The sequence below is a fragment of the Rhizobium sp. O111 genome, assembly GCF_055616315.1.
In genome coordinates this window covers 314132-336864 of sequence record NZ_JBSHXL010000002.1, presented here as the reverse complement: position 1 = coordinate 336864, position 22733 = coordinate 314132, and the positions used below count along the sequence as shown (strand labels likewise).

The following is a 22733-nucleotide window of genomic DNA, read 5'->3' as shown; positions in this document are numbered from 1 at the left end:
ATTTTTCTCCTCCGTTATGTCCTGAAGAGGACTGTGCCTCGGGTCAAAAAAAGCGGAAGTGCGCACTTCGAGAGCGATGCGGTGAGACCGATGTGGGCCTGCGACCGTTCGACAATCGTATATGAGTAAAGCTGCGAGCACGCGGTAGGTTCCTGACGTGCGCGGGGCAGCCAACGAAGCTGCCTAACGAAAGCTTAACGCCGCCCCGACATTGACAATAATACCCGCCCGGCAGATCGAACGGAGCCGGAAAGGCGCGCGGCGCTGAGGAAAGGACTTTTCAATCCCGCAATAGTTTATGGATTTAATGTTCTTTCCTTTCCTCTTCCGATCTCCCATCCATTATGAACCTCAGCCTGGGAGAGCGAGATGGACACGATACCCTACCCAACGGATCGAATTCGGCAGCTGACGGCACGTTTGATAAGCGAGGAGGAGGCGATTGCCGCGGCGCACCAGTTGGCGCATCGTCTGCGGGAGAGAGCAGATACCGATCAAGCGCCGACATCGTTACATGAAAAGTGCCAAGCATTGGCGCAATCCGGGCTTCTGGCGATAACGGTTCCGCCGGAATATGGCGGGATTGACGTCTCGAACACCATTCTTGCGAAAGTGATCGCGATCCTGACGGCCGCCGATGAGCATATTGGCGAGATCCCGCGTGACCATTTTTACATTCTTGAGGCATTGCGGACCGATGGTAGTGAAGAGCAGAAGAGCTTCTTCTTCCAGCGCACGCTTTCGGGCGACATCTTCGCCGGCAAGGAACGCGACGCCACCGCAAGCAGCACACTCGGCACACGGATCGAACGCGACGGCCTTGGCTATCGGATCAACGGTCGAGAGTCCTGCTCCGCCGACTTAGCCTCGGCGAATTGGATCGCGATCTTCGCGCTGAATGAAGATGACAAGCTGAGCCTCGCCTTTGTGCCGCCCGGCGCCGCCGGCATCGAAACGATCAGGAACATAAGCGGCAGCGCACCAAGCGATACCGCGATAATCAACAACACCTACGTTCAGGCCGATGCCGTCATTCCGCATTACAAGGGTTTTGAACGCCCGACGACGATCTGTCCCGCTGGCCAGATCATCGACGCCGGCATCCATCTCGGCATCGCGCGCGCGCGATTTGCCGAGACGATCGATGTGATCAAAGCACTTTCGTACCCCTGGACTGTCCGAGGCAAGGCATCGGACGATCCGAAGACGATCGCCAGAGTGGGAGAAATTGCAATCAGGCTGGAGGCGGCAACGGCATTGGTCGAAAGCGCCGGCCTCAAGATCGATATCGCGCAGGTCGAGACAACGGGAGACAGCGTCCTTGCCGCAACGCTTGCCGCCGCCGCTGCTCAAGCCGTAACATCGGAGATCGCCGTCCAGACCTCTGATGCATTGCGCGAACTCACCGATCTGCTCTTTGACAATGACGGCGCGGCAACCGATGGCGCTTGGCATGACGGGTGTACGCATGCAGCGCATGATCCCACACGCCAGCGATACCACGCGGTCGGCAACTACCATCTCAACGGCGTGACACCACAAGCAAGTAGCGTCTTTTAGCGTACCACGCGGGAAGACGAGCGCGCCGGCGTCGCCGCTGGCATCTGAATACGTCGAGGGCAGCGATCGACCACCCGGTCGATCGCTGTTTCCGTCAATACGCCACCTCGGAAAGGGCCAGCGCGCTGGCGAGCGGAGACAACTCGTTCGACATGGCATCGTAGATGCAGGGCGATGCGAGGACCGCCGCGATCATGATCGCGAAGACAGCTATCTTCATCATAACATCTCCCCTGCCGCCCTCTCAGACCAATGTCAGCTCGACGGCGATATTGCCACGCGTTGCCTTCGAGTAGGGGCATGTCTGGTGCGCATCCTCGACGATCGCGCGGGCGAGTTCGGGATCGATCCCCGGCAGGCTGATCGCCAGGCGCGCCTGCAGGAAATAGGCACCATCGGTGGTTCCGAGATCGACCTCGGCGTTGACCGCCGTCTCGGCTGGGAGCCTGAGCTGGCGCTTCCCGGCGGCCTTGGTCATCGCGCCGATGAAGCAGGCCGACCAGCCGGCTGCAAAGAGCTGCTCCGGATTGGTCCCCGGCTTGCCGCTGCCGGGAGGCGACAGGCGAATGTCGAGCTGCGCGTCATCGCTGCGGGCAAATCCCTCGCGGCCGCCTGTGGTGTGGGTCTTGCCAGTGTAGAGAACGGTATCGATCTTGGTCATGGAACACTCCTTTGTTGCGTCGCTTTGTTTTGTCGCTTGGGCGACGTCCGGTGACAGGGAGTGTTTTGATGGATCAGCGTATCCGGCATGTTTCGGAAAATGCTGGAAGTGTATCAGAACGTAGGCAACGGCTTCGTCGACATTTGGGCGTGGGCTGGCTGCCACAAGCTTTTTCATTCTGGTGTGAAACAAGTCGCAAGTGTCTCACCCGCACCCAGGGCATTCAAAGCCGTATCCGTTGATGCTACCCGGCGATATATTTGCCGCCCGTGGCACGTAGGCTTCGCGGAACGTGGCTGGGCTGTTCGTCACCGGCCTGATGTTAGACGACCGTCATTCATGCATGGGCATCATAGGGTTATGCCAGTTCATTCGACTAATCGTAGGCATAAGACGTCGATATAGTTCGGCCTCGCGTGGAGTGCCGGCATCCCGGCTGAGCACGACGCCGGTACGCGAATGCTGCCCATGGCGGGCATTGTCGCGACGTGACGAGAAGCATCATTCTAAAAGGCAGACCAGATATGACCCTTGCAATCAAAGCCGTAGGCACCCAAGCATCGGACCAACAGCTCGGCGTTATGAACATCGAACGTCGTGACTTGCGACCCGATGATGTGCAGTTCAACATTCTATATTGTGGAATCTGCCATTCCGATCTTCATCAGGTGAAGAACGACTTCGGCGCGAGCAGGTATCCGATGGTGCCCGGGCATGAAATAGTGGGACGAGTGACAGCCGTAGGCTCCGCGGTGACTTCGTTCAAGGTTGGAGATCTTGCAGCAGTCGGCTGCATCGTCGATTCCTGCGGCACATGCCCTGCCTGCCACCGTGACCTTGAAATGTTCTGCGAAGGTGTCGAGGGTACGACCTTGTCATATAATTCCCAGGACAGGGTTCTCGGCGGCATCACCTATGGCGGCTTCTCGCAAACATATGTCTGCAAGGAAAAGTATACTCTTCGGGTTCCCGAAAACCTTGATCTCGCAGCCGCCGCGCCACTTCTATGCGCAGGCATCACCGTGTACTCGCCGCTCAAGCACTGGGGCGCCGGAGCAGGGAAAGTCGTCGGGATCGTGGGTATTGGCGGGCTCGGCCACGTAGCGATACGCATAGCAAAGGCGATGGGTGCGCACGTCGTCGTGTTTACGACGTCTCCGTCCAAGGTTGAGGATGCCAAGCGTCTCGGTGCTCACGAAGCCGTTCTCTCCACCGATCCGGAACAGATGAAGAAGTTCAGCTCCAAGATCGACATCCTCCTGGACACGGTCTCGGCCTCTCATGATGTCAACAGCTACCTGAATCTTCTGGCGATCGACGGCAACCTCGTTCTGGTCGGCTTGCCCGCAAAACCGCTCGAAATTGGCGCCTTCAACGTGGTCAAGGGTCGGCGCAGCTTCTCCGGTTCCAATATCGGCGGCATCGCCGAAACTCAGGAAATGTTGGACTTTTGCGCCGAGCATGGAATCGTCGCGGATATCGAACTGATCCGTGCGGACCAGATCAACGAGGCTTTCGAGCGCCTTGAGAAGAATGATGTTCGCTATCGGTTCGTTGTGGACATGTCGACGTTGAGCTAACGTCCGCGCGCTTAAGAGCCCCTCGTAGCAGCATTTTCCATGCTGCTACGAGGCTGGAGTTGCTGGCGTGGCGGCCGAGGTCGCAGGGGACTGGCCCTTAGCGGAACCGAACCTCGGCCGCGAGGCCGCCACCCATGCGATTGTAGAGCCGCACCGAGCCACCGATCGTTCCGGCCAGCTGCTGGGCAATCGCCAGTCCAAGGCCGGTTCCGCCAGTCTCGCGGTTGCGTGATGTCTCGACACGGAAGAAGGGCTGCATGGCGCTTTCAAGCATATCGTCGGGAATACCCGGCCCGCGATCCAAGACGGTGACGACGACCTCGCCTTCCCCGCTCCGCTCGACGGCTATTTCGGCGCTACCGGCGAACTTCAGCGCATTGTCGATGAAGTTCGTGAGAATCCGCCGCAGCGCATGCGGCTTGGTCGACGCCGTGCCTTGAACGACGCCGAGCACGGTCACGGCCTTGCCGGTGTCCTGATAATCGTAGGCGATGCTGTCGATGAAAGAAGAGAGATCGATACGGGAGTTTTTCTCGCCGCTGCCATGCGAGCTTCTCGCATAGGCGATGCCGTCCTGCACCAGCCGCTCGATCTCGCGGAGATCGTTGACCAGCTTGTCCCTCTCCGGCGAATCGTCGGCCATGTCGGCGCGCAGCCGCATGCGGGTGATGGGGGTTTGCAGGTCGTGCGAGATCGCAGCCAGAATCTGCACGCGCTCCTCCAGATAATGCGCGATCCGGTCGCGCATCGCGTTGAAGGCGCGTGCGGCGTGGGCGACTTCGCTCGGCCCCCGCTCGCTCATCGGCTCGCCCTTCTTGGCCGGATCGAGCGTGTCGGCGGCGGCGGCAAGCGCGCTCAGCGGACGAATGGCCAGGCGTACGGCAAACCACGTGCATATGAGGAGAAGCGCCATCTGCGCTGCGAAGACGTAAGGCAGCCACTCCGCCAGCGGCATGACGCCGCGCGGCGTGACGTCGATCGTCAGCGGCGCACCATCGGACAGCGTCAAATGGGCCTGGAGCCTCTTGCCGTCACCGGGGATGGATTCGACCTTGAGCGGAAACTTGTGACCCGCCGCCTCCTCGATCCGTTCCGCGATCTCGGCGCCCCGGCCGGACATGTCGGACACGCCGGGAAGCCCCGGACCGAGAACGAGGCGATAATTGCCGCGGCTCAGGCGATCGACCCAGTCGGCCCGTTCATTGGCGGGCAGACGATCGATGACGGCGATCGAGGTCGCCAAATCGCTTTCCAGCGTGCCCAGCATAACGGCTTTGGCTGACATGTAGCGCTCGGCAAAGAGGATGCTGAACGACAAGCCATAGGCGATTGCCAGACCGGCAAATAGGATGAGAAAGAGCCGGGAGCGCAACGAGCCCGGCCACCAGCCGATGCGAGGGCGCGCCTCACTCATGTCCTCGGCTCCGATATCTCCACGGGAACGGCGAAGACATAGCCTTCGGCGCGCACCGTCTTGATATAAGTCGGCTCGCGCGCATCGTCGCCCAGCCGCTGGCGCACGCGGCTCACCAGAAGATCGATCGAGCGGTCGAACAACTCCGCATCGCGGCCCTGCGTCAGGTTGAGCAGCTGGTCGCGATTGAGCACGCGCTGGGGATGATCGATGAAGACACGGAGCAGCCGGTATTCGGCGCCGCTCAGCGCGATCTCGGTTCCCTCCTTGTCGAGCAGATGGCGGCCGACGGTATCGAGCCGCCAGTCGCCGAATGTCAGGAGTTGCCCGGCCTCGGTGATCTGCAGATTGGGCGGCAGCATGCGCGTCCGGCGCAACACCGCCTTGATCCGCGCCAGAAGCTCGCGCGCTGCGAAGGGTTTCGGCAGATAGTCGTCGGCGCCCATTTCGAGCCCGATGATCCGGTCCATCTCGTCGTCACGCGCCGTGAGCATGACCACCGGTATCGCCTTGTGCTTGCCGGCCCTGAGCTCGCGGCAAAGCACCAGGCCGTCGTCACCCGGCATCATCACGTCAAGCACGATCAGATCGACGGAATTGCCTTCGAGAAAGCTGCGCATCTGGCGGCCATCGGCGGCAACGGTCGTGCGCAGGCCGTTCTTCTTCAGGTAGCTCGATACGAGCTCGCGAATCTCACGATCGTCGTCCACGATCAGAATATGGTCAATGTGCTCCATGTCTCGTCTTTCACACGATTCGCAGCCTTGAAGTGAGCCATTAGTTTCGCGTCGGCCACCGCGAGTAAAGGGGATTTCGCGCGGTGGCCGATCACCTTAGAACGACGCGACGTCGATCACGGCCTGGGCAAAAGCCTCGGGCGCTTCCTGCGGCAGGTTGTGCCCGATGCCACCGGTTATGTTGCGATGCTCGTAGCGGCCGGAGAACTTGACCTTATAGGCCGACGGGTCGGGATGCGGCGCGCCATTGGCGTCGCCTTCCATGGTGATGGTAGGCACGGTGATGACGGGGCCCATGGCCAGCTTCTTTTCATAGGCATCGTACTTCGCTTCGCCTTCAACGATGCCGAGACGCCAGCGATAGTTATGGATGGTGATGTCGACGTGATCGGGATTGTCGAAGGCGGGTGCCGAACGATCGAAGGTTGCGTCGTCGAACTTCCAGGTGGGGGACGCGGTTTCCCAGATCAGCCGCACGAAGTCGCGAGTGTTGGCGGCATAGCCTGCGCGGCCGCGCTCGGTGGCAAAGTAGAACTGATACCACCAGGCAAGCTCGGCCTTCGGCGCGAGCGGCTTCTTGTTGATCTCCTGGCTGCCGATGAGATAGCCGCTGACGGATACCAGTGCCTTGCAGCGTTCCGGCCAGAGGGCAGCCATGATGTCGGCGGTGCGCGCACCCCAGTCGTAGCCCGCTACAATCGCGCTCTCGATTTTGAGCGCATCCATCAGCGCGATCATGTCTGCTGCGAGCGCGGCCTGCTGGCCGTTGCGTGGCGTATCCTTGGAAAGGAATGTGGTGGTGCCGTATCCGCGAAGATAGGGGACGATCACGCGGTATCCGGCCTTGGCGAGGATCGGAGCAACGTCGACATAGCTGTAGATATCATAAGGCCAGCCATGCAGGAGCAGGACGACAGGACCGTTTGCCGGGCCGGCCTCGGCGTAGCCGATATTGAGCACGCCGGCATTGATCTGCTTCAGCGATTCAAACGACTGGTGCCCGCCGACCTTGTTTGCAGGCGAAGCAGCAGCGGTCTGCGCGTTTGCCAGCGTCGCGGCGCCGAACTCGACAGCGGCGACGGTCATTGCGGCGATGCCGAAGAAGCGGCGGCGATCGAGGTTGATTGCGTTGGTCATGGGTCTCTCTCCTGTCCGTGTTGACTATGATCGCCATAAAGCCGGCGCCGTGTATCCCCGATGTGTCGCCGGCGGCCCGTTATTGCATACGACTGTAGCTCCCGCCCGCCCGGATACATTGCGATACAATCGCCAAACCTTTTCGCTGCCGATTGTTTCGCTCTGTAGCACGGCCCGCGATCGCTACAGTTCGACACACTTCTCCTAGAGGCCGGACACATCCCGGATACGTCATCACAACAGATTGTCGTCACTGCTGATCGAGCCAGTCGCCCTTCAGCATCCGCACCTGGTTTCAAAGGAGACGACGATGACGCTTCTCATCATTGCCTATCTCGGAGGGGCGCTGACCATCCTCAGCCCCTGCATCCTGCCCATCCTTCCCTTCGTTTTCGCCCGTGCCGGCCAGCCGTTTCTGCGCAGCACATTGCCGATGCTGATCGGCATGGCTGCCACCTTCGCGGTTGTCGCGTCGCTTGCGGCGGTCGGCGGCAGCTGGGCGATCCACGCCAATGAATATGGTCGCCTCGCAGCCCTCACCCTGCTCGCCATCTTCGGCGTCAGCCTGCTGTCGCCGCGGGTCGCAAGCACGATCACGCAGCCGGTCGTCGATTTCGGCAACCGGTTGGTGAAGGCCTCCGGCAAGCCGGGCGCTGCGCCGACGGCGCTAAGCTCGCTGACCCTCGGCATCGCGACCGGTCTCCTATGGGCGCCTTGCGCCGGCCCGATCCTTGGGCTCGTTCTGACGGGTGCCGCGCTGCAGGGCGCCAATCTGCAAACGACCTTTCTGCTCATCGCCTATGCAGCCGGGGCGGCCACTTCGCTTGCCGTCGCATTGCTCGTCGGAGGCAAGGTGTTTGCCGGCATGAAGCAGTCGCTTGGTGTCAGCGAGCGTGTTCGCCAGGTACTCGGTGCTGCAGTCCTTGCCGGCGCCGCCGCAATCGCGCTCGGCGCCGATACCGGCCTTCTGGCACGGTTGTCTTACGCCAGCACGACCTCGTTCGAACAGGCCGTTCTCGACCGTTTCAACGCAAGGCGCGATCTGGCGGCACCCGCCGAGGTCGCGAGCAACGGTGCAATGACCGCCGCCGGCAACCTGCCGTTCAAGGCAAGCCTGCCGGTCGAAGGCATCGCGCCATCGCTTGACGGTGCCGTCGAATGGCTGAACTCGCCACCGCTGACCGCCGAACAGCTGCGCGGCAAGGTCGTTCTCGTCGATTTCTGGACCTACTCCTGCATCAACTGCATCCGCACCACGCCCTTCGTTCGGGCCTGGGCCGAGAAGTACAAGGATCAGGGTCTTGTCGTGATCGGCGTACACGCCCCGGAATTCGCCTTCGAGAAGAAGATCGACAATGTCCGCAAGGCCGTCGCCGACGCCAAGATCACCTACCCCGTCGCCATCGACAACGACTACAAGATCTGGCGCGCCTTCGAGAACAACTACTGGCCGGCCCACTACCTGATCGATGCCAAGGGCCAGATCCGCTACCACCACTTCGGCGAAGGCAACTATCGCCAGACCGAACAGGCGATCCAGGACCTGATCCGCGAAAACGGCAGCGCGAAGGTGACCGCCAGCACGGTAGCGCCGGATGCCAAGGGCACGGAAGCAAGCCCTGATCTCAAGGACATCCGTTCCGGCGAGACCTACATCGGCTACGAACAGGCCACCAACTTCGCCTCGCCGGAAGGCCTGCACAACGACGCCAACAGAACCTACTCGGTCGGCGATCTCGGCCTCAACGAATGGGGACTGTCGGGCGCATGGACGATCGGCCGCGAGCAGGCAACGCTTGAGCAGGCGGATGGCGGCATCGCCTACCGGTTCAGCGCCCGCGACCTGCATCTGGTCCTCGGTCCGGACGCATCCGGAAAGCCCGTCCGCTTCCAGGTGACGATCGACGGCAAGGCGCCCGGTGCCAACCACGGCGCGGACACCGACGCCGATGGCAACGGCACCGTCACCTCAACCAGGCTCTATCAGCTTGTCCGCCAGGTCGGCGACATCGAGGCGCACAACTTCCAGATTCGCTTTCTAGACCCCGGCGTCGAAGCCTACGCCTTCACCTTCGGCTGAAGCTAACCCTCTACCCAACCTCACGGTCAATCCAAAGGAGACACTTCCATGAACCGTCGCATTATAGCCACCCTCGCCCTTGCATGCGCCACCAGCGTTGTCGCCTACGCGGCCGAAGCCGCCGAGGTGAAGAACATCGTCATCGTCCACGGCGCGCTCGCCGATGGCTCCGGATGGCGCAAGGCAACCGATATCCTGGAGAAGCGCGGCTTCAACGTCACGATCGTGCAGGAACCGATCACCTCGCTTGCCGACGACGTTGCCACCACCAATCGCGTACTCGATCTTCAGGACGGCCCGACGCTGCTTGTCGGCCACAGCTATGGCGGCATGGTCATCACCGAGGCTGGCCACAACGCCCATGTCGCGGGCCTCGTCTATGTCGCCGCATTCCAGCCGGACAAGGGCGAAAGCCTGCTGTCGCTGGCAAGCTCCAAGCCGGCGGGCGGCATGAACATCCGCGAGACGAAGGACGGACAATATCTCTACCTCGACCCCGCCGCCTTCGCCAACGACTTCGCCGCCGACTTGCCCAAGGACGACGCCGCCTTTCTCGCCAAGTCGCAGGTCTTCGCGGCAAAGCAGGCCTTCGCGGCGAAGATCGGCGCTGATCCCGCCTGGAAGACAAAGAAGAGCTGGTCCGTGGTTGCGACCGACGACCGGTCGATCAACCCCGCGCTTGAGCGCGACATGGCAAAGCGCGCGGGAAGTGCGGTGACGGAGATCAAGGCAAGCCACGCAGTCTTCGCCTCGCAGCCGGACAAGGTCGCGGCCGTTATCGAAGCCGCCGCGCATGAGGCTGGGAAGTAGAGACCTGGCCTTAGGCTATTGTCTGGACATAAGAGACAAGAGGGGAGCGCGAAGACAACGCGTTTCCCTCTCCCGTTCATCCAACCACTTACGAGAAGTTCACGGCCAAAAGCTCTTGACGCGGCGGCTGCGAGGAATAGTAAGGGCACTACCCAATAACCGTCGACGCCGCAGGCTTGATTGTCTACGCCGACGTTTGCCTCGAAAGCCTCCTATGACACAAAGAACTTCGCATCGCGGACTGGTCGTTGTCGCGATCATGGCAAGCATGGCGATGATCGCCATCGAAGCGACGATCGTCTCAACGGCAATGCCGCAGATCGCAGCCCAGCTCGGCCAGATCAATCTATATTCGTGGGTCTTTTCGTCCTTCCTTCTGACGCAGACAGCGACAACCGTGATCTTCGGAAAGCTGGCGGACATCTATGGTCGCAAGCCGATGCTGCTGGTTGGCATCGCGCTGTTTCTGCTGGCCTCCATCCTCGCCGGCTTCGCTTGGTCCATGCCGTCGATGATCGCGTTTCGCTTGCTGCAGGGGATCGGCGCCGGCGCCCTTCAGCCTGTCGCAATGACCGTGGTCGCCGATCTGTTTCCAGGCAACCAGCGTGGCAAGGTGCAGGGATACCTCGCAAGCGTCTGGGCGCTGTCCGCTGTCGTCGGGCCGCTTCTCGGCAGTATCATCATTCACAGCCTGCCGTGGGCCTGGATCTTCTGGATCAACATACCCGTCGGTCTTCTGGCGGCGCTGTGCTTCATCTTGTTCCTGCACGAGGAAAAGCGGCCGCGCGTCGTCTCGATCGACGTGCTTGGCGCCGCACTCTTCGCCGTCTCGATTTCCGCGCTGATGATCGCGCTCACCGAGGTGGAAAACGGCCTCTCCAGCTACACCATAGCAGCCTTCGTCATCTTTCTTTTCGCGCTCGTCGCCTTTATCTGGCAGGAACGGCGCGCCGAAGCGCCGATGGTCGCTCCCGACCTCTGGCTGAGGCGGCCGATCGCCTTCGCCAACCTGGCCGTCTTTTTCGCCAGCATGTCGATCATGGGCCTGACGACCTTCCTGCCGATGTATGTGCAGACCGTGCTCGACCGCTCGCCGCTTGTGGCCGGCTTTGCCCTGACCATGCTGCTGCTCGGCTGGCCCTGCGGCGCGACAATCGCGTCGCGTCAGTTCTCCCGCTTCGGTCTGCGCCCGATCATGATTGTCGGCAGCCTGTTCATACCGGTCGGAACCTGCCTGCTCGTGCTGCTGGCACCGTCCAGCTCTCCCGTGCTGGCAGCTGCCGGCTCGCTCATCATGGGCTTTGGAATGGGCTTGCTGAATATCGGCGCCCTCATCCTGACCCAGGAGAGCGTGACGGCTTCCGACCGGGGCAGCGCCACCGCTTCCAACGTGTTTTCGCGCAATCTCGGCAGCACGCTCGGTGCCGCGGTGCTGGGCGCGGTTCTGACCTATGGTCTGGCACACGCCAACAACGGGCAGGCGATCACGCCCGAGCAACTGCGGGCTCTGCTGAACGGCACCGGCGCAGCCCTTGGCGGCGGCGGCGAAATCCGCCTCGCTTTGCAGCAGGCTCTTCACGCGACCTTCATGGTGATGATGCTGATCGCCGTCCTGATTGTCCCGGCCTGCCTGCTGGTGCCGCATCAGCTAGCGCCGCAGGCGGCTCCGAAGAGCGCCTGATAGGGCCGCGCGCGAAGCCTGGCCGGCAAGGGCATGCATCGTCTGGTTTGGCCTAAGACAAAAAAGATCGGCCATGAGACATGGCCGATCCGCAATCACGTCTGCGCGGCGCCGTCACTCGACGCCGCAAGCTCCAGATCAGAACTCTTCCCAATCATTGTGCGCGACCGCAGCAGCGGCATTTCCACCCTTGAAGCTGGATGCCAGGCGCTGCGTCAACGCCCGCGCGTGCGATACCACCGGTCGCGATGTTTCGGTGGCAACCGAGGGCGATGTCCGCGCCGGCGAGCGAGCATGCTGGTCGAGCGTGAACTGACCGAGCAGCGCATTCAACGCGCTGGCTTCCTTGGCCAGGCTATGGCTCGCGGCATTGGTCTGTTCAACCATCGCCGCGTTCTGCTGCGTGCCTTGGTCCATGGTGTTGACCGCGGTATTGATCTCCTGAATGCCCGTCGACTGCTCGCGCGCGGCCTCGACGATAGCGCGGACATGCCGGGTAATTTCGGTCACTTCCGCTTCGATCTGGACAAGCGCCGTGCCGGTTTCTCCGACGAGATTGACACCGGTGCTGACCTGCGTTTCTGACGTGGTGATCAGGAACTTGATCTCCTTTGCCGCCTTGGCCGACCGCTGCGCGAGTTCACGGACTTCCTGGGCAACAACAGCAAATCCCTTGCCGGCTTCGCCGGCACGCGCCGCCTCGACACCCGCGTTCAAGGCCAGCAAGTTCGTCTGAAACGCGATGTCGTCGATAACGCCGATGATGTTGCTGATCTCGCCGGAGGATTTGGCGATCTCGTTCATGGCCGAGACGGCATTGCGTACAACGCCGCCCGACTTCTCCGCACCAGACCGCGTGCGCTCGACGAGCACGCTTGCCTCTTCGGCGCGTTTGGTCGAATCGCGCACCGTTGTGGTGATCTGTTCCAGAGCCGCTGCTGTTTCTTCGAGAGAAGCGGCCTGCTGTTCGGTGCGGCGCGCGAGATCATCGGCGGCAGAGCGAATTTCCGCGGCGCCGGAATTGATGACACCGGCATTCTGGCCTACCGCCTGCAGGGCAGCCTGCAGCTTGTCGAGCGACAGGTTGTAGCTGTTGCGCAGAGAATCCAGGTGATCGACGAATGGCTTGGATATGCGATGAGAAACATCGCCGTCGGCAAGCCGGCTGAGGCCGAGCGCGAGCGCTTCGACAGCTTCGCGGGTATCGGCGGCGTCCTTCTCCTTGGCAGCTTCACGAGCCCGGCGCTCATGTTCCGACAGCGAGCGGCCTTCATCGGCTTCGCGCTCAAGACGCGAACGTTCGAGCGCGTTATCGCGGAAAACCGCGACCGCCGCAGCCATCTGGCCAACCTCGTCCTTGCGATCCAGGCCTGGGGTCTCGCTTGCCGTATCGCCGGATGCCAGCGTCCGCATCCGCTCGCGAAGACGGTCGATCGGTGTGGTGATGCCGCGCGAGGCGACAAAGAGGCCAAGGGCGACGATGGCAAGCAGGGCAACGCCAAGTGCCGACAGGCCGGTGATGATCGTGTGGTCGGTCGTTGCCTGGAGGTCGGCGGTTCCTTCTTCCATCATCTTGATCAACTGATCGTTGCCACCAGCAAACAGCGGCAGTATCGCCGTCAGCTGATTGCCGGCGCGGCGCATGACCACAACGGCTTCGTCACGCTTCCCTTCCCTGACCAACGAAATGACCTGCTGACCCGTCGTGTCGAAGGCCGCGATAGCGGTCAGCATCGCCGCGGCCGGCTCAGCTCTCGATTCGACGAGGCGTCCGGTGGTTACGATGCGCTCCTTCATCAGAGCCAGGTTGTCGTTGTAGATCTTGATGGACGCCGCGAACTCGGGAGATGCGGGATCGTTGATCATCATCAGGCCCAGCTGGAATCCAAGCTGCAACAGGCCGCCGGTCGCCCTGGCGTTGAGGGTCGCCGCCATGCTTTCATGCGACAGGAAGCTTGCATATCGGCTGTCCGCATTCTTGAATTGCGTGCTGACATAGGCAAGTCCGGCGATCGCGGTGATACCCATCAAGGCAATCACGGCGACAATTTTCGTGCGAATTTTAGCGTTTTGAAGAAAGCTCATGGCAAGGCCTGACGCGCGGCCGATACTGTTCATCGCTCTACCGGCGGGCCCACGCATTCACGGGTCGACCAGGCATGCACGAACATCTACCGACATATGGAGGGGCATGGCAGCGCAACTCCACCGTCATGGCGAATAGCTCCTCCCAGAACTGCCGAGATCCATTCGTCATACAATTAACTTACAAAACCATTAAAACTGTCCGGATTGGCTGGCAACATGCTGATCTCGCCAATATTTTTCCTGGCGGGTTTGGCTGGGTGCGGCAACCAGTGCGCGATGGCGTTTCAGCGGCTAGGCCTTTAGCACCCCACCGGCTTTGACGATCGCTTCCGGCGTGTCGAGATCGAGACGCGCCGCCGCACCGATTTCCACACCGATGATGGGCAGGCCGCATGTTTCGATAATCCCGCGCGCGCCCATATCACCGTCAAGGCGCAGAACCGCGTCTTTAAGGGAGTTCGGCAGAATGACGGGATTGCCGGGTTGACCATCGGCGACGCAACGGACGATCGCCTCTCCCCGCGCGCCTTCAAATGTCTCGATCAACTGATTGATGTTCGCGCTGGATATCCCGGGCATGTCACCCATCATGACGAGGATGCCATCCGCGCCGGAGGATTGCCTCGAAGCAAATCCGGCCTTGAGCGAACTCGCCATTCCCGAACCGTAGGCGGGATTTTCGATGATGTGAAGCGGCAGATCGTGCAGGGCGTTTCTGATCTCGACCTGGCGATGTCCGACCACAACGATAACGGCTGAAGCCTCGGAGGCCAATGCAGCCCGCGCGACGCGACGAATAAGGGGAACGCCATCAAATTCGGCCAGCAACTTGTGAGCGCCGCCTTCTCCCATCCGGCTGGCTCGTCCAGCGGCGAGCACCACGATAGCGACCGAAGGTTTCATCCTCTTTTCAATCTCCCAGATCGCGATCAGGCGAAACCTGCCAGTCCTCGTTCGTACAACGCGGTCAATATGTTAACACCGCCTGCTGGTAGTAGCCAAGGGTCATCGGCGCAAGCAAGATCACTATGGCGTCAATGTCTTGACGACCGGTCGAGCATAGCTCTCGCACGCTAATCAAGATATAACTTGACTAATAAAGTCATAAAATAATAGACGGGGGTCAATTCCAAGGGAGTGACCGACCAATGCGCCTCACCGGCAAGATCCAAGCACTAGCAGCCGCCCTCTTCCTCTCGACCGCCTTGCCGGCTCTGGCCGATACCGTCACCATCAAGGACGTGACGGGCCGAAGCGTCGAAGTGAATACGCCCGTGAAGCATATGATTCTCGGCGAAGGCCGCCAGATCTACTTCCTCGCCGCGCTCGACAAGGAGAACCCCTTCGAACACGTGGTCGGCTGGCGTGACGATCTGCCGAAGGCGGATCCGGAGTCCTATGACGCCTATCTCGCCAAGTATCCCGATATCGCCAAGCTGCCGACATTCGGCGGCATGAAGGATGGCACCTTCGACATCGAGCAGGCGGTGGCGCTGAAGCCCGACGTCATCCTGATGAACATCGACGCCAAGACCGCGACGGAAGAGGCTGGCTACATCGAAAAGCTCGGTAAGGTCGGAATTCCCCTCGTCTACGTGGATTTCCGCGAGAAGCCGATGGAAAACACCGAGCCGAGCATGCGCGTCATGGGCCAGTTGATGGGCAAGGAAGCGGTCGCCGAGGACTTCATCAAGTTCCGCGCCGACAGCATCAAGCGCGTGACCGATGTGCTCGAGAAGAGCAACCCGAAGAAGCCCGTGGTCTTCGTGGAACGTGCCGGCGGCTATTCGGATGATTGCTGCATGTCCTTCGGCAACGAGAATTTCGGCAAGATGGTCGAGATCGCCGGCGGCATCAACATGGCCAAGGATATCATCCCCGGCACGTTCGGAACGGTCAATCCAGAGCAGGTCATCGCCTCCAACCCGGATCAGATCATCGTGACCGGCGGCAACTGGGACAAGTACGTCCCGGGGGGCGCCTGGGTCGGTGTCGGCTATGGCGCTGATCTAAAGGAAGCCCATCGCAAGCTCGAGGCTCTGACCAAGCGTCCGGCCTTCACGGGCGTCAAGGCCGTTGCTGACGGCAATGTGCACGCCATCTGGCACCAGTTCTACAACAATCCCTATCAGTTCGTCGCGATCCAGGAGATGGCGAAGTGGCTGCATCCCGATCTCTTCGCGGACCTCGACCCTGAAGCGACCTTCAAGGAACTGCACGCCCGCTTCCTGCCGCTGGATTACAAACAGGGCTACTTCGTCTCTCTGAAGGACATGTGAGCATGGCTGTCAGCGCCATCGAGACATCGACAACGGGGCGCGTGCAATATCGCGCCCTTGCCTTGCGCCGCATCCTGATCCTGCTCGCGCTCACCATCGCGCTGTGTTTGAGCATCGCGCTCGATATGGCGCTCGGACCGGCCAACTATTCGCTATCGGACGTGCTTGCGGCACTTGCGGACCCGAGCGCCGTGACTGCGCAGCTGCGGGTGATCATCTGGGATATCCGCATGCCGATCGCCCTGATGGCGGTCACGGTCGGCGCATCGCTGTCGGTTGCCGGCGCGCAGATGCAAACCATCCTTTCCAATCCGCTCGCGAGCCCCTTTACGCTGGGGATCTCGGCGGCCGCGAGCTTCGGCGCAGCACTGGCTCTGGTGGGCGGCGTTCGCTGTTTCCCGGTGCCATCCAGTACATGGTGCCGCTCAACGCGTTCCTGATGGCGATGGCCGCAGCGCTCTTCATCCATTTCGCCTCGACGATGCGCGGCGTAAGCGTCGAGACCATCGTGCTGCTCGGCATCGCGCTGGTCTTCACCTTCAATGCGGCCCTGTCGCTGCTGGAATATCTGGCCTCCGAACAGGCGCTCGCAGCCGTGGTGTTCTGGACCATGGGGAGCCTCACCAAGGCGACATGGCCGAAGGTCTGGTTCACGGCCGCCGTTCTCGTCGTGACCGTTCCCCTGTTCATGAAGGATGCCTGGGCTCTGACCGCACTGCGGCTCGGCGATGACAAGGCGGCCAGTATGGGCGTCAATGTGCGGCGCCTGCGGCTGCAGACGATGATGATCGTCAGCCTGCTCGCGGCCATACCGGTCTCCTTCGTGGGCACGATCGGCTTCGTCGGACTGGTCGGCCCGCATATCGCCCGCATGGTCGTCGGCGAGGATCAACGCTTCTTCTTGCCGGGAGCCGTCATCTGCGGCGCGCTTCTTCTGTCCGTAACATCGGTGGTGAGCAAAATGCTCATTCCCGGCGCCATCCTGCCGATCGGCGTGATCACGGCGCTGGTGGGCGTGCCGTTCTTCTTCGTCCTCATTTTCAGCAACAGGAGACGCGCATGGTAGCGCTCGCGCTCAAGCAAGTTGGCGCGACCTATGGCCGGGTCAAGGTGCTCCAGGATGTCGGGATCGACGATCTTCGCGGCGGCAGCGTCACCGCGATCATCGGGCCGAACGCGGCAGGCAAGTCCACGCTCTTCAAGCGCATCGCCTCGCTGATCAAGGGGCCGGGGCTGGTCGAACTCTCAGATACCGAGGCCGGTCCGCGAACGATCTGCTACATGCCGCAGGACACCGGCGCCAACGCCGTGCTGACGGTCTACGAGTCCGTATTGCTGTCGGCAAAGCAGGGCAGCGGTTGGCGAGTTGCCGATGAGGAACTGGCGGCGATCGACCGACTCCTCAAGGCGCTGCGCATCGACGATCTCGCGTTTCGCGGGCTTGGCGAACTTTCCGGCGGCCAGCGCCAGCTCGTCTCTCTTGCCCAGGCGCTCATCCGCAATCCGGAAGTCCTGCTGATGGACGAGCCGACCTCGGCGCTTGATCTGCATCGGCAGGTGGAAGTTCTGGACTTCATCTCCGCCACGGCCAAACGCGATGGCATGATCGTTCTCATCGCGCTTCACGATCTCAATCACGCGCTGCGCTATTGCGAGAACACCGTCGTCATCAGCAACGGCAAGATGGCGGCGAGCGGCAAGACCGGCGACGTGATCACAAAGACCATGCTGCGCGATATCTACAAGATCGACGCGCGCATCGAACACTGCTCGCAGGGAACGCCGCTCGTCATCGTCGACGGTGCGATCTGAGCGCTTAGACTGCAGCCTGCGCTGCGCCAAAAACCTTGGCGCGGCGTACCGTCACGAAGCCGCGATCTCCCGCCCGGACAGAGCGCTCTGGCTCGACGTCGAATTCCAGTTGCACGCCGCTTTCGGTGCTTGCCAGAATGCGGCGACCATCCGGCCGGTCGAGAACACGGTCGACGCTGGCGTCGATGCCGGGGCCGTCTCCGGACCAATCGAGGTCGGCCGGACGCGCATAAATCTCACCAGTGCCATCGGCAATGCCGGGTGCCGCGACCGAGGCGCCGCCGGCATAGGCGACGCCGGAGCGGATTTCGGCCGGCAATACGTTTGCATCACCCAAGAATTTCATCACAAAAGCCGATTGCGGATCGCGGCAGACCTGCTCTGGCGTGCCTTCCTGAACGATCTTGCCATCCTTGAGGATGACGACGCGATCGGCGAGGTCGAGCGCCTCTTCCTGGTCGTGGGTCACGAAGATGGTGGTGATGCCGAGCTCGTGGTGGATCTCGCGCAGCCAGCGGCGCAGGTCGTGGCGCACATTGGCATCAAGCGCGCCGAACGGCTCGTCGAGAAGTAGCACTTTCGGATCGACCGAGAGCGCGCGGGCAAGCGCCACGCGCTGGCGCTGGCCGCCTGAGATCTGCGCCGGAAACCGGTCGCCCAGCCCCTCCAGCCGCACGAGGCGCAGCAGCTCGCTGACGCGCGCTTCGATCGCGGCCTTGTCGCGCTTGACCTTCGATACCTTCATGCCGAAAGCGATGTTTTCGCCGACCGTCATGTGCGGGAAGAGCGCGTAATGCTGGAAGACGAAGCCGACGCCGCGATCGCGTACCGGAATGTCGGTCGCGTCCTGGTCGCCGAAGAAGATCTGGCCGCCATCCGAGTATTCGAGGCCGGCGACCATGCGCAGGATCGTCGTCTTGCCGGAACCCGATGGCCCCAGCAGCGCGAGAAGTTCGCCGCTGCGGATATCCAGCGAGACGTCGCGCACCGCGCGGAACGTGTCGAAGGTTTTGACGACGTGGTCGAGGCGGATCTTCATGAGTTTTTCTCTGCTGGCTGGGCAACGAGGACAGGACGCGCGGCGGGCTTGGCACTGCTGGAGCGACGGCCGGCCCCCTGGCGCTCGAGCGCCACCTTGGCGACGATGGTGAAGATGGCGATGACCGCCAGGATCGAGGCGGCGGCGAAGGCGCCGGTTGCCTGATAATCGTGATAAAGCAGTTCGATGTGCAGCGGCAGCGTATTTGTCTGGCCGCGGATATTGCCCGAGACCACCGAGACCGCGCCGAACTCGCCCATCACGCGCGCATTGCAAAGCACGACACCGTAGAGCATCGCCCACTTGATATTCGGCAGCGTGACCGAGAAGAAGGTGCGCCAACCGGACGCGCCAAGCGACGTTGCCGCCTCTTCGAGATCGCGCCCTTGCGCCTGCATCAGCGGTATGAGTTCTCGCGCGACAAAGGGCGCGGTCACGAACATCGAGGCGAGAACGATGCCTGGAATGGCGAACAGGATCTTGATGTCGTAGGCCTCGAGCGTCGGCCCGAAGATGCCCTGCAGCCCGTAGACGAAGAGATAGGCAACGCCGGCCACGATCGGCGATACGGAGAACGGCACCTCGATCAGCACCAGCAGGAAGCGCTTGCCCCAGAAATCGAACTTGGTGATCGACCATGCGGCCGCGACACCGAACGCGGTGTTGATGGGCACCGCGATCAACGCGGTCAGCACGGTGAGCATGATCGCATGCAGCGTATCAGGGTGGCTGATCGTGGCGCTATAGACCTGCCAGCCCTTGGCGAAGGCTTCGACGCCGATGATGACGAGCGGCGCCAGGATGAGGAACGCGCCGATGATCAGCACAAGGCTGATCAAGGTGCGCCTGACGATCGGCTGATCGCCGACGCGCGGCGGTTTGCGGCGGGTGGGAATGCTGCTCATGATCAGTTCCTCACCGTGTATCGCAGCGCCCGCGCCTGCATCCAGTTGGTCAACGCCAGCATGACGAAGGCCGTCAGCAACAGGACGGATGCGATCGCCGCGGCGGCCTGGTAGTCGTATTCCTCAAGCCGGATGAAGACGAGAAGCGCTGTGATCTCCGTCGACATCGGCTGGTTGCCGGCGATGAAGATGATGGCGCCGAACTCGCCGAGCGAGCGGGCGAAGGACAAGGACACGCCGGCCAGCAGCGCCGGCGTCAGCAACGGCAGCATGACCTTGCGAAAGATCGTCCAGTCCGAACCACCCAGCGACTGCGCGGCCTCTTCGTAAGCGGGATCGAGATCTTCCAGAACCGGCTGCACCGTGCGCACGATGAAAGGAAGGCTGGTGAAGCACATGGCGACCATGATGCCGATCGGCGTATAGGCGACCTTGATGCCGATACCTTCAAGCACCGAGCCGAACCAGCCGTTCGCCGCAAACAGCGTCGTCAGCGCGATACCGGCCACCGCCGTCGGCAGCGCGAACGGCAGATCGACCATCGCATCGACAAGCCGCCAGCCGGGAAAGCGATAGCGCGTCAGCACCCAGGCGAGCGCGAAGCCGAAAAACAGGTTGAAGATCGTGGCGCCGAGCGCCGACAGCACCGTGACCCGATAGCTGGCGAGCGCGCGCGAGGATGACACGATGCGCCAGTAATCCTCCGGCCCAAGGCTTGCGGCCTTGAACACCAGGGCGGCCAGAGGCAGCACGACGATAAGGCCGACATAGAGAAGGGTCACACCCAGCGACAGGCGTAATCCGGGCAGGACGTTGCGTCTCAAGCGGTCATTCCCTGTTTCATAAGTCCTGCTCTGCAAGCACGATGACGAAAGCGGCCCGGCGGGCAAACGCCAGCCGGGCAAAGCGATGTAATATCCGGTTAGGGCTTACCGGCTGCCATAAAGCTTGTCGAGAATGCCGCCGGACGCGAAGTGTTCCTTCTGGATCTTTTCCCAACCGCCGAAGGTCTCATCGACATTGACGAGGCGGATCGCTGGAAACTGGTCCTTGAACTCGCCGATCACCTTCTCATCGCGAACGCGATGGCCAAACTGCGCGGCAATCCGCTGACCTTCTTCGGTGTAGAGGAAGTCGAGATAGGACTTGGCGAGCGCTTCGGAGCCATGCTTGGCGGCGACCTTGTCAACGACAGCGACGGGGAACTCGGCAAGCAGGCTGACCGACGGGATCACGCCCTGGACTTTGTCGGAGCCGTACTGCTTCTCGATGCCGCGTGTCTCGGCCTCGAAGGTGATCAGCACATCGCCGGTCTCGCGCTCGACGAAGGTCGTCGTGGAGGCGCGGCCACCGGTGTCGAAGACCGGCACGTTGTCGAAGATCTTGGTGATGTAGGCTTCGATCTTGCCTTCGTCGCCCTTGTAGGCTTCCTTGGCCCAGGCATAGGCGGCGAGATAGGTGTAGCGTGCATTGCCCGATGTCTTCGGGTTCGGGAAGACCGCATGCACGTCGTCACGCGCCAGATCGCCCCAGTCCTTGATGTTCTTCGGGTTGCCGGCGCGCACCAGGAAGGATGGGAAGGAGTAGAAGGGCGACGCGTTGTTCGGGAAGGCCTTGGCCCAGTCCTTGGAGACGAAGCCATTCTTCGCGAGGAAGTCGATGTCCGTCGACTGATTGAACGTCACGACGTCGGCCTCGAGGCCCTCGATGATCGAGCGCGCCTGCTTGGAAGTGCCGGCATGCGACTGGTCGATCGTGATGCCCGGATGCTGCTTGATGAAGGCTTCGTTCTCCGAGGCGAAAAGCTCGCGGGAAACGTCATAGGATGCGTTGAGAAGCTTCGTCGGCTCTTCGGCATGGGCCTGAACGGAAAAAAAGGCGGCAAGCGCTGTGCCGAGAATCAGAAGGCGTTTCATCTATCGCTCCGGTGTTTCACTGTGCGGTGAAACTAATCGGACCGCCTCCAGATCGCGAGGAACCACCGCCCCCGGTTGCGTACAGGCTTAGAAATTCTGTCCCTTTTTCGCCATATTTCGCGGCGGTTTTGCTTCATGCGGCGCGGGAGCATACTTATCAAGCGTTCCTAAGCCTCTGCTAACAAAATGCTTTCCGCGCTCTGGCCATCCGAGCCTGCCGGATGAAAATCGGTGCGAGGTCATGGCTCACCAGCCCAATACATGGCCCTTGCGCTCGTCCGGGCTTTGGCGTATCACCCCGACATCACAGGGGTGCTCCGTAATGCCGGGGCTGAGATACGGTCGCATGATCGTGGACCCTCAAGCTGATCTGGATAATGCCAGCGGAGCGAGGTAGAGCGATGTTTTCCGGCGCGCAGATTTCACTGTATCCCATGACCGACGATTTCGTCGGTGTCATCACCCAGGCGCTTTCCGCGCTCGATCCCCATCGTGACAGGTTGCGGATCGAGACGGACGATATTTCGACGCTGATCATCGGCACGCCCGATGTCGTCTTCGCCGCCATGCGCGACCTGTTCGCGACAGCCGCCAGCAGCGGCAAGCATTGCGTGCTGCACGCGACCATCTCGCGCGGTTGCCCCGGAGAGCCTGACGATCCGATCTGCCAGACACCCGAATTGACCGGCCCCATTGCGCCGCTCGATGAGCGCAAGGCAAGGGCGCACCAGGCGGTCAAGGACGCGCCTGTCATCGGTCAGGAAACGGCCGCCCAGTTTTCGCTCTATACGCTCGGGATCGACGGCCACATGGACGAGATCTACGGCTGCATCGACTTCCTGAGGAATTCCGGTGTCTTCGAGAAATCGAAGAACTTCTGCACGAAGCTGCGCGGCGACACCGGCGCGGTGTTTTCGACCGTGCACGAGGCGCTGGTGCGCTTCGGCCCGCCGGCGGGCCATGTGACGATCGACCTTACCGTCTCGGCAAACAGCCCGTCCAAGCGCTAAGCGCCGACCCACGCTCGCGTTCAG

General features: G+C 61.7%; 19 protein-coding genes and 1 pseudogene. 9 read left to right on the top strand and 11 right to left on the bottom strand.

Annotation, left to right across the window (positions count from 1 at the left end):
• The first annotated feature begins 369 nt into the window (after positions 1 to 369).
• The gene (locus tag ACVTFQ_RS21105) at positions 370 to 1560 is read left to right on the top strand and encodes an acyl-CoA dehydrogenase family protein (RefSeq protein ID WP_112949423.1); all 1191 of its coding nucleotides are present in this window, start codon (positions 370 to 372) and stop codon (positions 1558 to 1560) included.
• Between the two features lie 94 nt (positions 1561 to 1654).
• Here the strand turns inward: ACVTFQ_RS21105 and ACVTFQ_RS21100 are convergent, their stop codons facing one another.
• Together ACVTFQ_RS21100 and ACVTFQ_RS21095 are read right to left on the bottom strand one after the other, a co-directional pair.
• Complete coding sequence (locus tag ACVTFQ_RS21100) at positions 1655 to 1783, bottom strand: hypothetical protein (RefSeq protein WP_413391131.1); 129 nt, start codon at positions 1781 to 1783, stop codon at positions 1655 to 1657.
• Positions 1784 to 1804: 21 nt separating this feature from the next.
• Positions 1805 to 2221, bottom strand: a complete 417-nt coding sequence (locus tag ACVTFQ_RS21095; protein ID WP_047504242.1) for an organic hydroperoxide resistance protein — start codon at positions 2219 to 2221, stop codon at positions 1805 to 1807.
• A 581-nt stretch (positions 2222 to 2802) separates the two neighbouring features.
• Here ACVTFQ_RS21095 and ACVTFQ_RS21090 point away from each other — a divergent pair.
• A complete protein-coding gene (locus ACVTFQ_RS21090) occupies positions 2803 to 3801 on the top strand; it encodes an NAD(P)-dependent alcohol dehydrogenase (RefSeq protein ID WP_413391237.1) in 999 nt (332 codons plus the stop codon).
• 97 nt (positions 3802 to 3898) lie between these two features.
• Here ACVTFQ_RS21090 and ACVTFQ_RS21085 read toward each other — a convergent pair whose 3' ends face one another.
• The 3 genes from ACVTFQ_RS21085 to ACVTFQ_RS21075 all read right to left on the bottom strand — a co-directional run bounded on the left by ACVTFQ_RS21085 (position 3899) and on the right by ACVTFQ_RS21075 (position 7089).
• Positions 3899 to 5215: an ATP-binding protein gene (locus tag ACVTFQ_RS21085; protein ID WP_470423995.1), complete on the bottom strand. Its 1317-nt coding sequence runs from the start codon at positions 5213 to 5215 to the stop codon at positions 3899 to 3901.
• Positions 5212 to 5952: a response regulator gene (locus ACVTFQ_RS21080; protein WP_112949426.1), complete on the bottom strand. Its 741-nt coding sequence runs from the start codon at positions 5950 to 5952 to the stop codon at positions 5212 to 5214. The genes ACVTFQ_RS21085 and ACVTFQ_RS21080 overlap by 4 nt, the downstream gene beginning before the upstream one ends.
• A 96-nt stretch (positions 5953 to 6048) precedes the next feature.
• The gene (locus ACVTFQ_RS21075; protein ID WP_112949427.1) at positions 6049 to 7089 is read right to left on the bottom strand and encodes an alpha/beta fold hydrolase; all 1041 of its coding nucleotides are present in this window, start codon (positions 7087 to 7089) and stop codon (positions 6049 to 6051) included.
• 310 nt (positions 7090 to 7399) lie between these two features.
• Between ACVTFQ_RS21075 and ACVTFQ_RS21070 the strand changes: the two genes are divergently transcribed.
• The 3 genes from ACVTFQ_RS21070 to ACVTFQ_RS21060 all read left to right on the top strand — a co-directional run bounded on the left by ACVTFQ_RS21070 (position 7400) and on the right by ACVTFQ_RS21060 (position 11660).
• Positions 7400 to 9169 (top strand): cytochrome c biogenesis protein DipZ, encoded by a 1770-nt coding sequence (locus tag ACVTFQ_RS21070; RefSeq protein ID WP_112949458.1) that lies wholly within the window; start codon positions 7400 to 7402, stop codon positions 9167 to 9169.
• A 48-nt stretch (positions 9170 to 9217) separates the two neighbouring features.
• Positions 9218 to 9979, top strand: coding sequence for an alpha/beta fold hydrolase (locus tag ACVTFQ_RS21065; RefSeq protein ID WP_112949428.1), 762 nt, complete (start codon positions 9218 to 9220; stop codon positions 9977 to 9979).
• Between the two features lie 214 nt (positions 9980 to 10193).
• On the top strand, positions 10194 to 11660 hold the full coding sequence (locus tag ACVTFQ_RS21060) for an MDR family MFS transporter (RefSeq protein ID WP_112949429.1): 1467 nt from the start codon (positions 10194 to 10196) through the stop codon (positions 11658 to 11660).
• A 138-nt stretch (positions 11661 to 11798) separates the two neighbouring features.
• On the opposite strand, the gene ACVTFQ_RS21055 is transcribed toward ACVTFQ_RS21060, so the two are convergent.
• A complete protein-coding gene (locus ACVTFQ_RS21055) occupies positions 11799 to 13745 on the bottom strand; it encodes a methyl-accepting chemotaxis protein (protein ID WP_162724579.1) in 1947 nt (648 codons plus the stop codon).
• A 294-nt stretch (positions 13746 to 14039) separates the two neighbouring features.
• Positions 14040 to 14651: a nucleotidyltransferase family protein gene (locus ACVTFQ_RS21050; protein ID WP_112949431.1), complete on the bottom strand. Its 612-nt coding sequence runs from the start codon at positions 14649 to 14651 to the stop codon at positions 14040 to 14042.
• Between the two features lie 245 nt (positions 14652 to 14896).
• On the opposite strand from ACVTFQ_RS21050, the gene ACVTFQ_RS21045 reads away from it, so the two are divergent.
• The 3 genes and pseudogenes from ACVTFQ_RS21045 to ACVTFQ_RS21035 all read left to right on the top strand — a co-directional run bounded on the left by ACVTFQ_RS21045 (position 14897) and on the right by ACVTFQ_RS21035 (position 17839).
• Positions 14897 to 16027 (top strand): ABC transporter substrate-binding protein, encoded by a 1131-nt coding sequence (locus tag ACVTFQ_RS21045; protein ID WP_112949432.1) that lies wholly within the window; start codon positions 14897 to 14899, stop codon positions 16025 to 16027.
• Between the two features lie 2 nt (positions 16028 to 16029).
• Positions 16030 to 17093 (top strand): annotated as a pseudogene (locus ACVTFQ_RS21040) (FecCD family ABC transporter permease).
• Entirely contained in the window at positions 17087 to 17839 is a 753-nt protein-coding gene (locus ACVTFQ_RS21035) for an ABC transporter ATP-binding protein (protein WP_112949434.1), read from the top strand. The pseudogene ACVTFQ_RS21040 and the gene ACVTFQ_RS21035 overlap by 7 nt, the downstream one beginning before the upstream one ends.
• A gap of 4 nt (positions 17840 to 17843) precedes the next feature.
• On the opposite strand, the gene ACVTFQ_RS21030 is transcribed toward ACVTFQ_RS21035, so the two are convergent.
• The 4 genes from ACVTFQ_RS21030 to cysP all read right to left on the bottom strand — a co-directional run bounded on the left by ACVTFQ_RS21030 (position 17844) and on the right by cysP (position 21699).
• On the bottom strand, positions 17844 to 18878 hold the full coding sequence (locus ACVTFQ_RS21030) for a sulfate/molybdate ABC transporter ATP-binding protein (RefSeq protein WP_112949435.1): 1035 nt from the start codon (positions 18876 to 18878) through the stop codon (positions 17844 to 17846).
• On the bottom strand, positions 18875 to 19783 hold the full coding sequence (gene cysW / locus ACVTFQ_RS21025; RefSeq protein ID WP_112949436.1) for a sulfate ABC transporter permease subunit CysW: 909 nt from the start codon (positions 19781 to 19783) through the stop codon (positions 18875 to 18877). Before cysW ends, ACVTFQ_RS21030 begins: the two co-directional genes overlap by 4 nt.
• A gap of 2 nt (positions 19784 to 19785) precedes the next feature.
• Entirely contained in the window at positions 19786 to 20607 is an 822-nt protein-coding gene (gene cysT, locus ACVTFQ_RS21020; RefSeq protein WP_112426833.1) for a sulfate ABC transporter permease subunit CysT, read from the bottom strand.
• Positions 20608 to 20712: 105 nt separating this feature from the next.
• Positions 20713 to 21699, bottom strand: coding sequence for a thiosulfate ABC transporter substrate-binding protein CysP (gene cysP / locus ACVTFQ_RS21015; protein ID WP_112949437.1), 987 nt, complete (start codon positions 21697 to 21699; stop codon positions 20713 to 20715).
• A gap of 401 nt (positions 21700 to 22100) precedes the next feature.
• Here cysP and ACVTFQ_RS21010 point away from each other — a divergent pair, with 401 nt between their 5' ends.
• Complete coding sequence (locus ACVTFQ_RS21010; protein WP_112949438.1) at positions 22101 to 22709, top strand: YkoF family thiamine/hydroxymethylpyrimidine-binding protein; 609 nt, start codon at positions 22101 to 22103, stop codon at positions 22707 to 22709.
• The last annotated feature ends 24 nt before the right edge of the window (positions 22710 to 22733 follow it).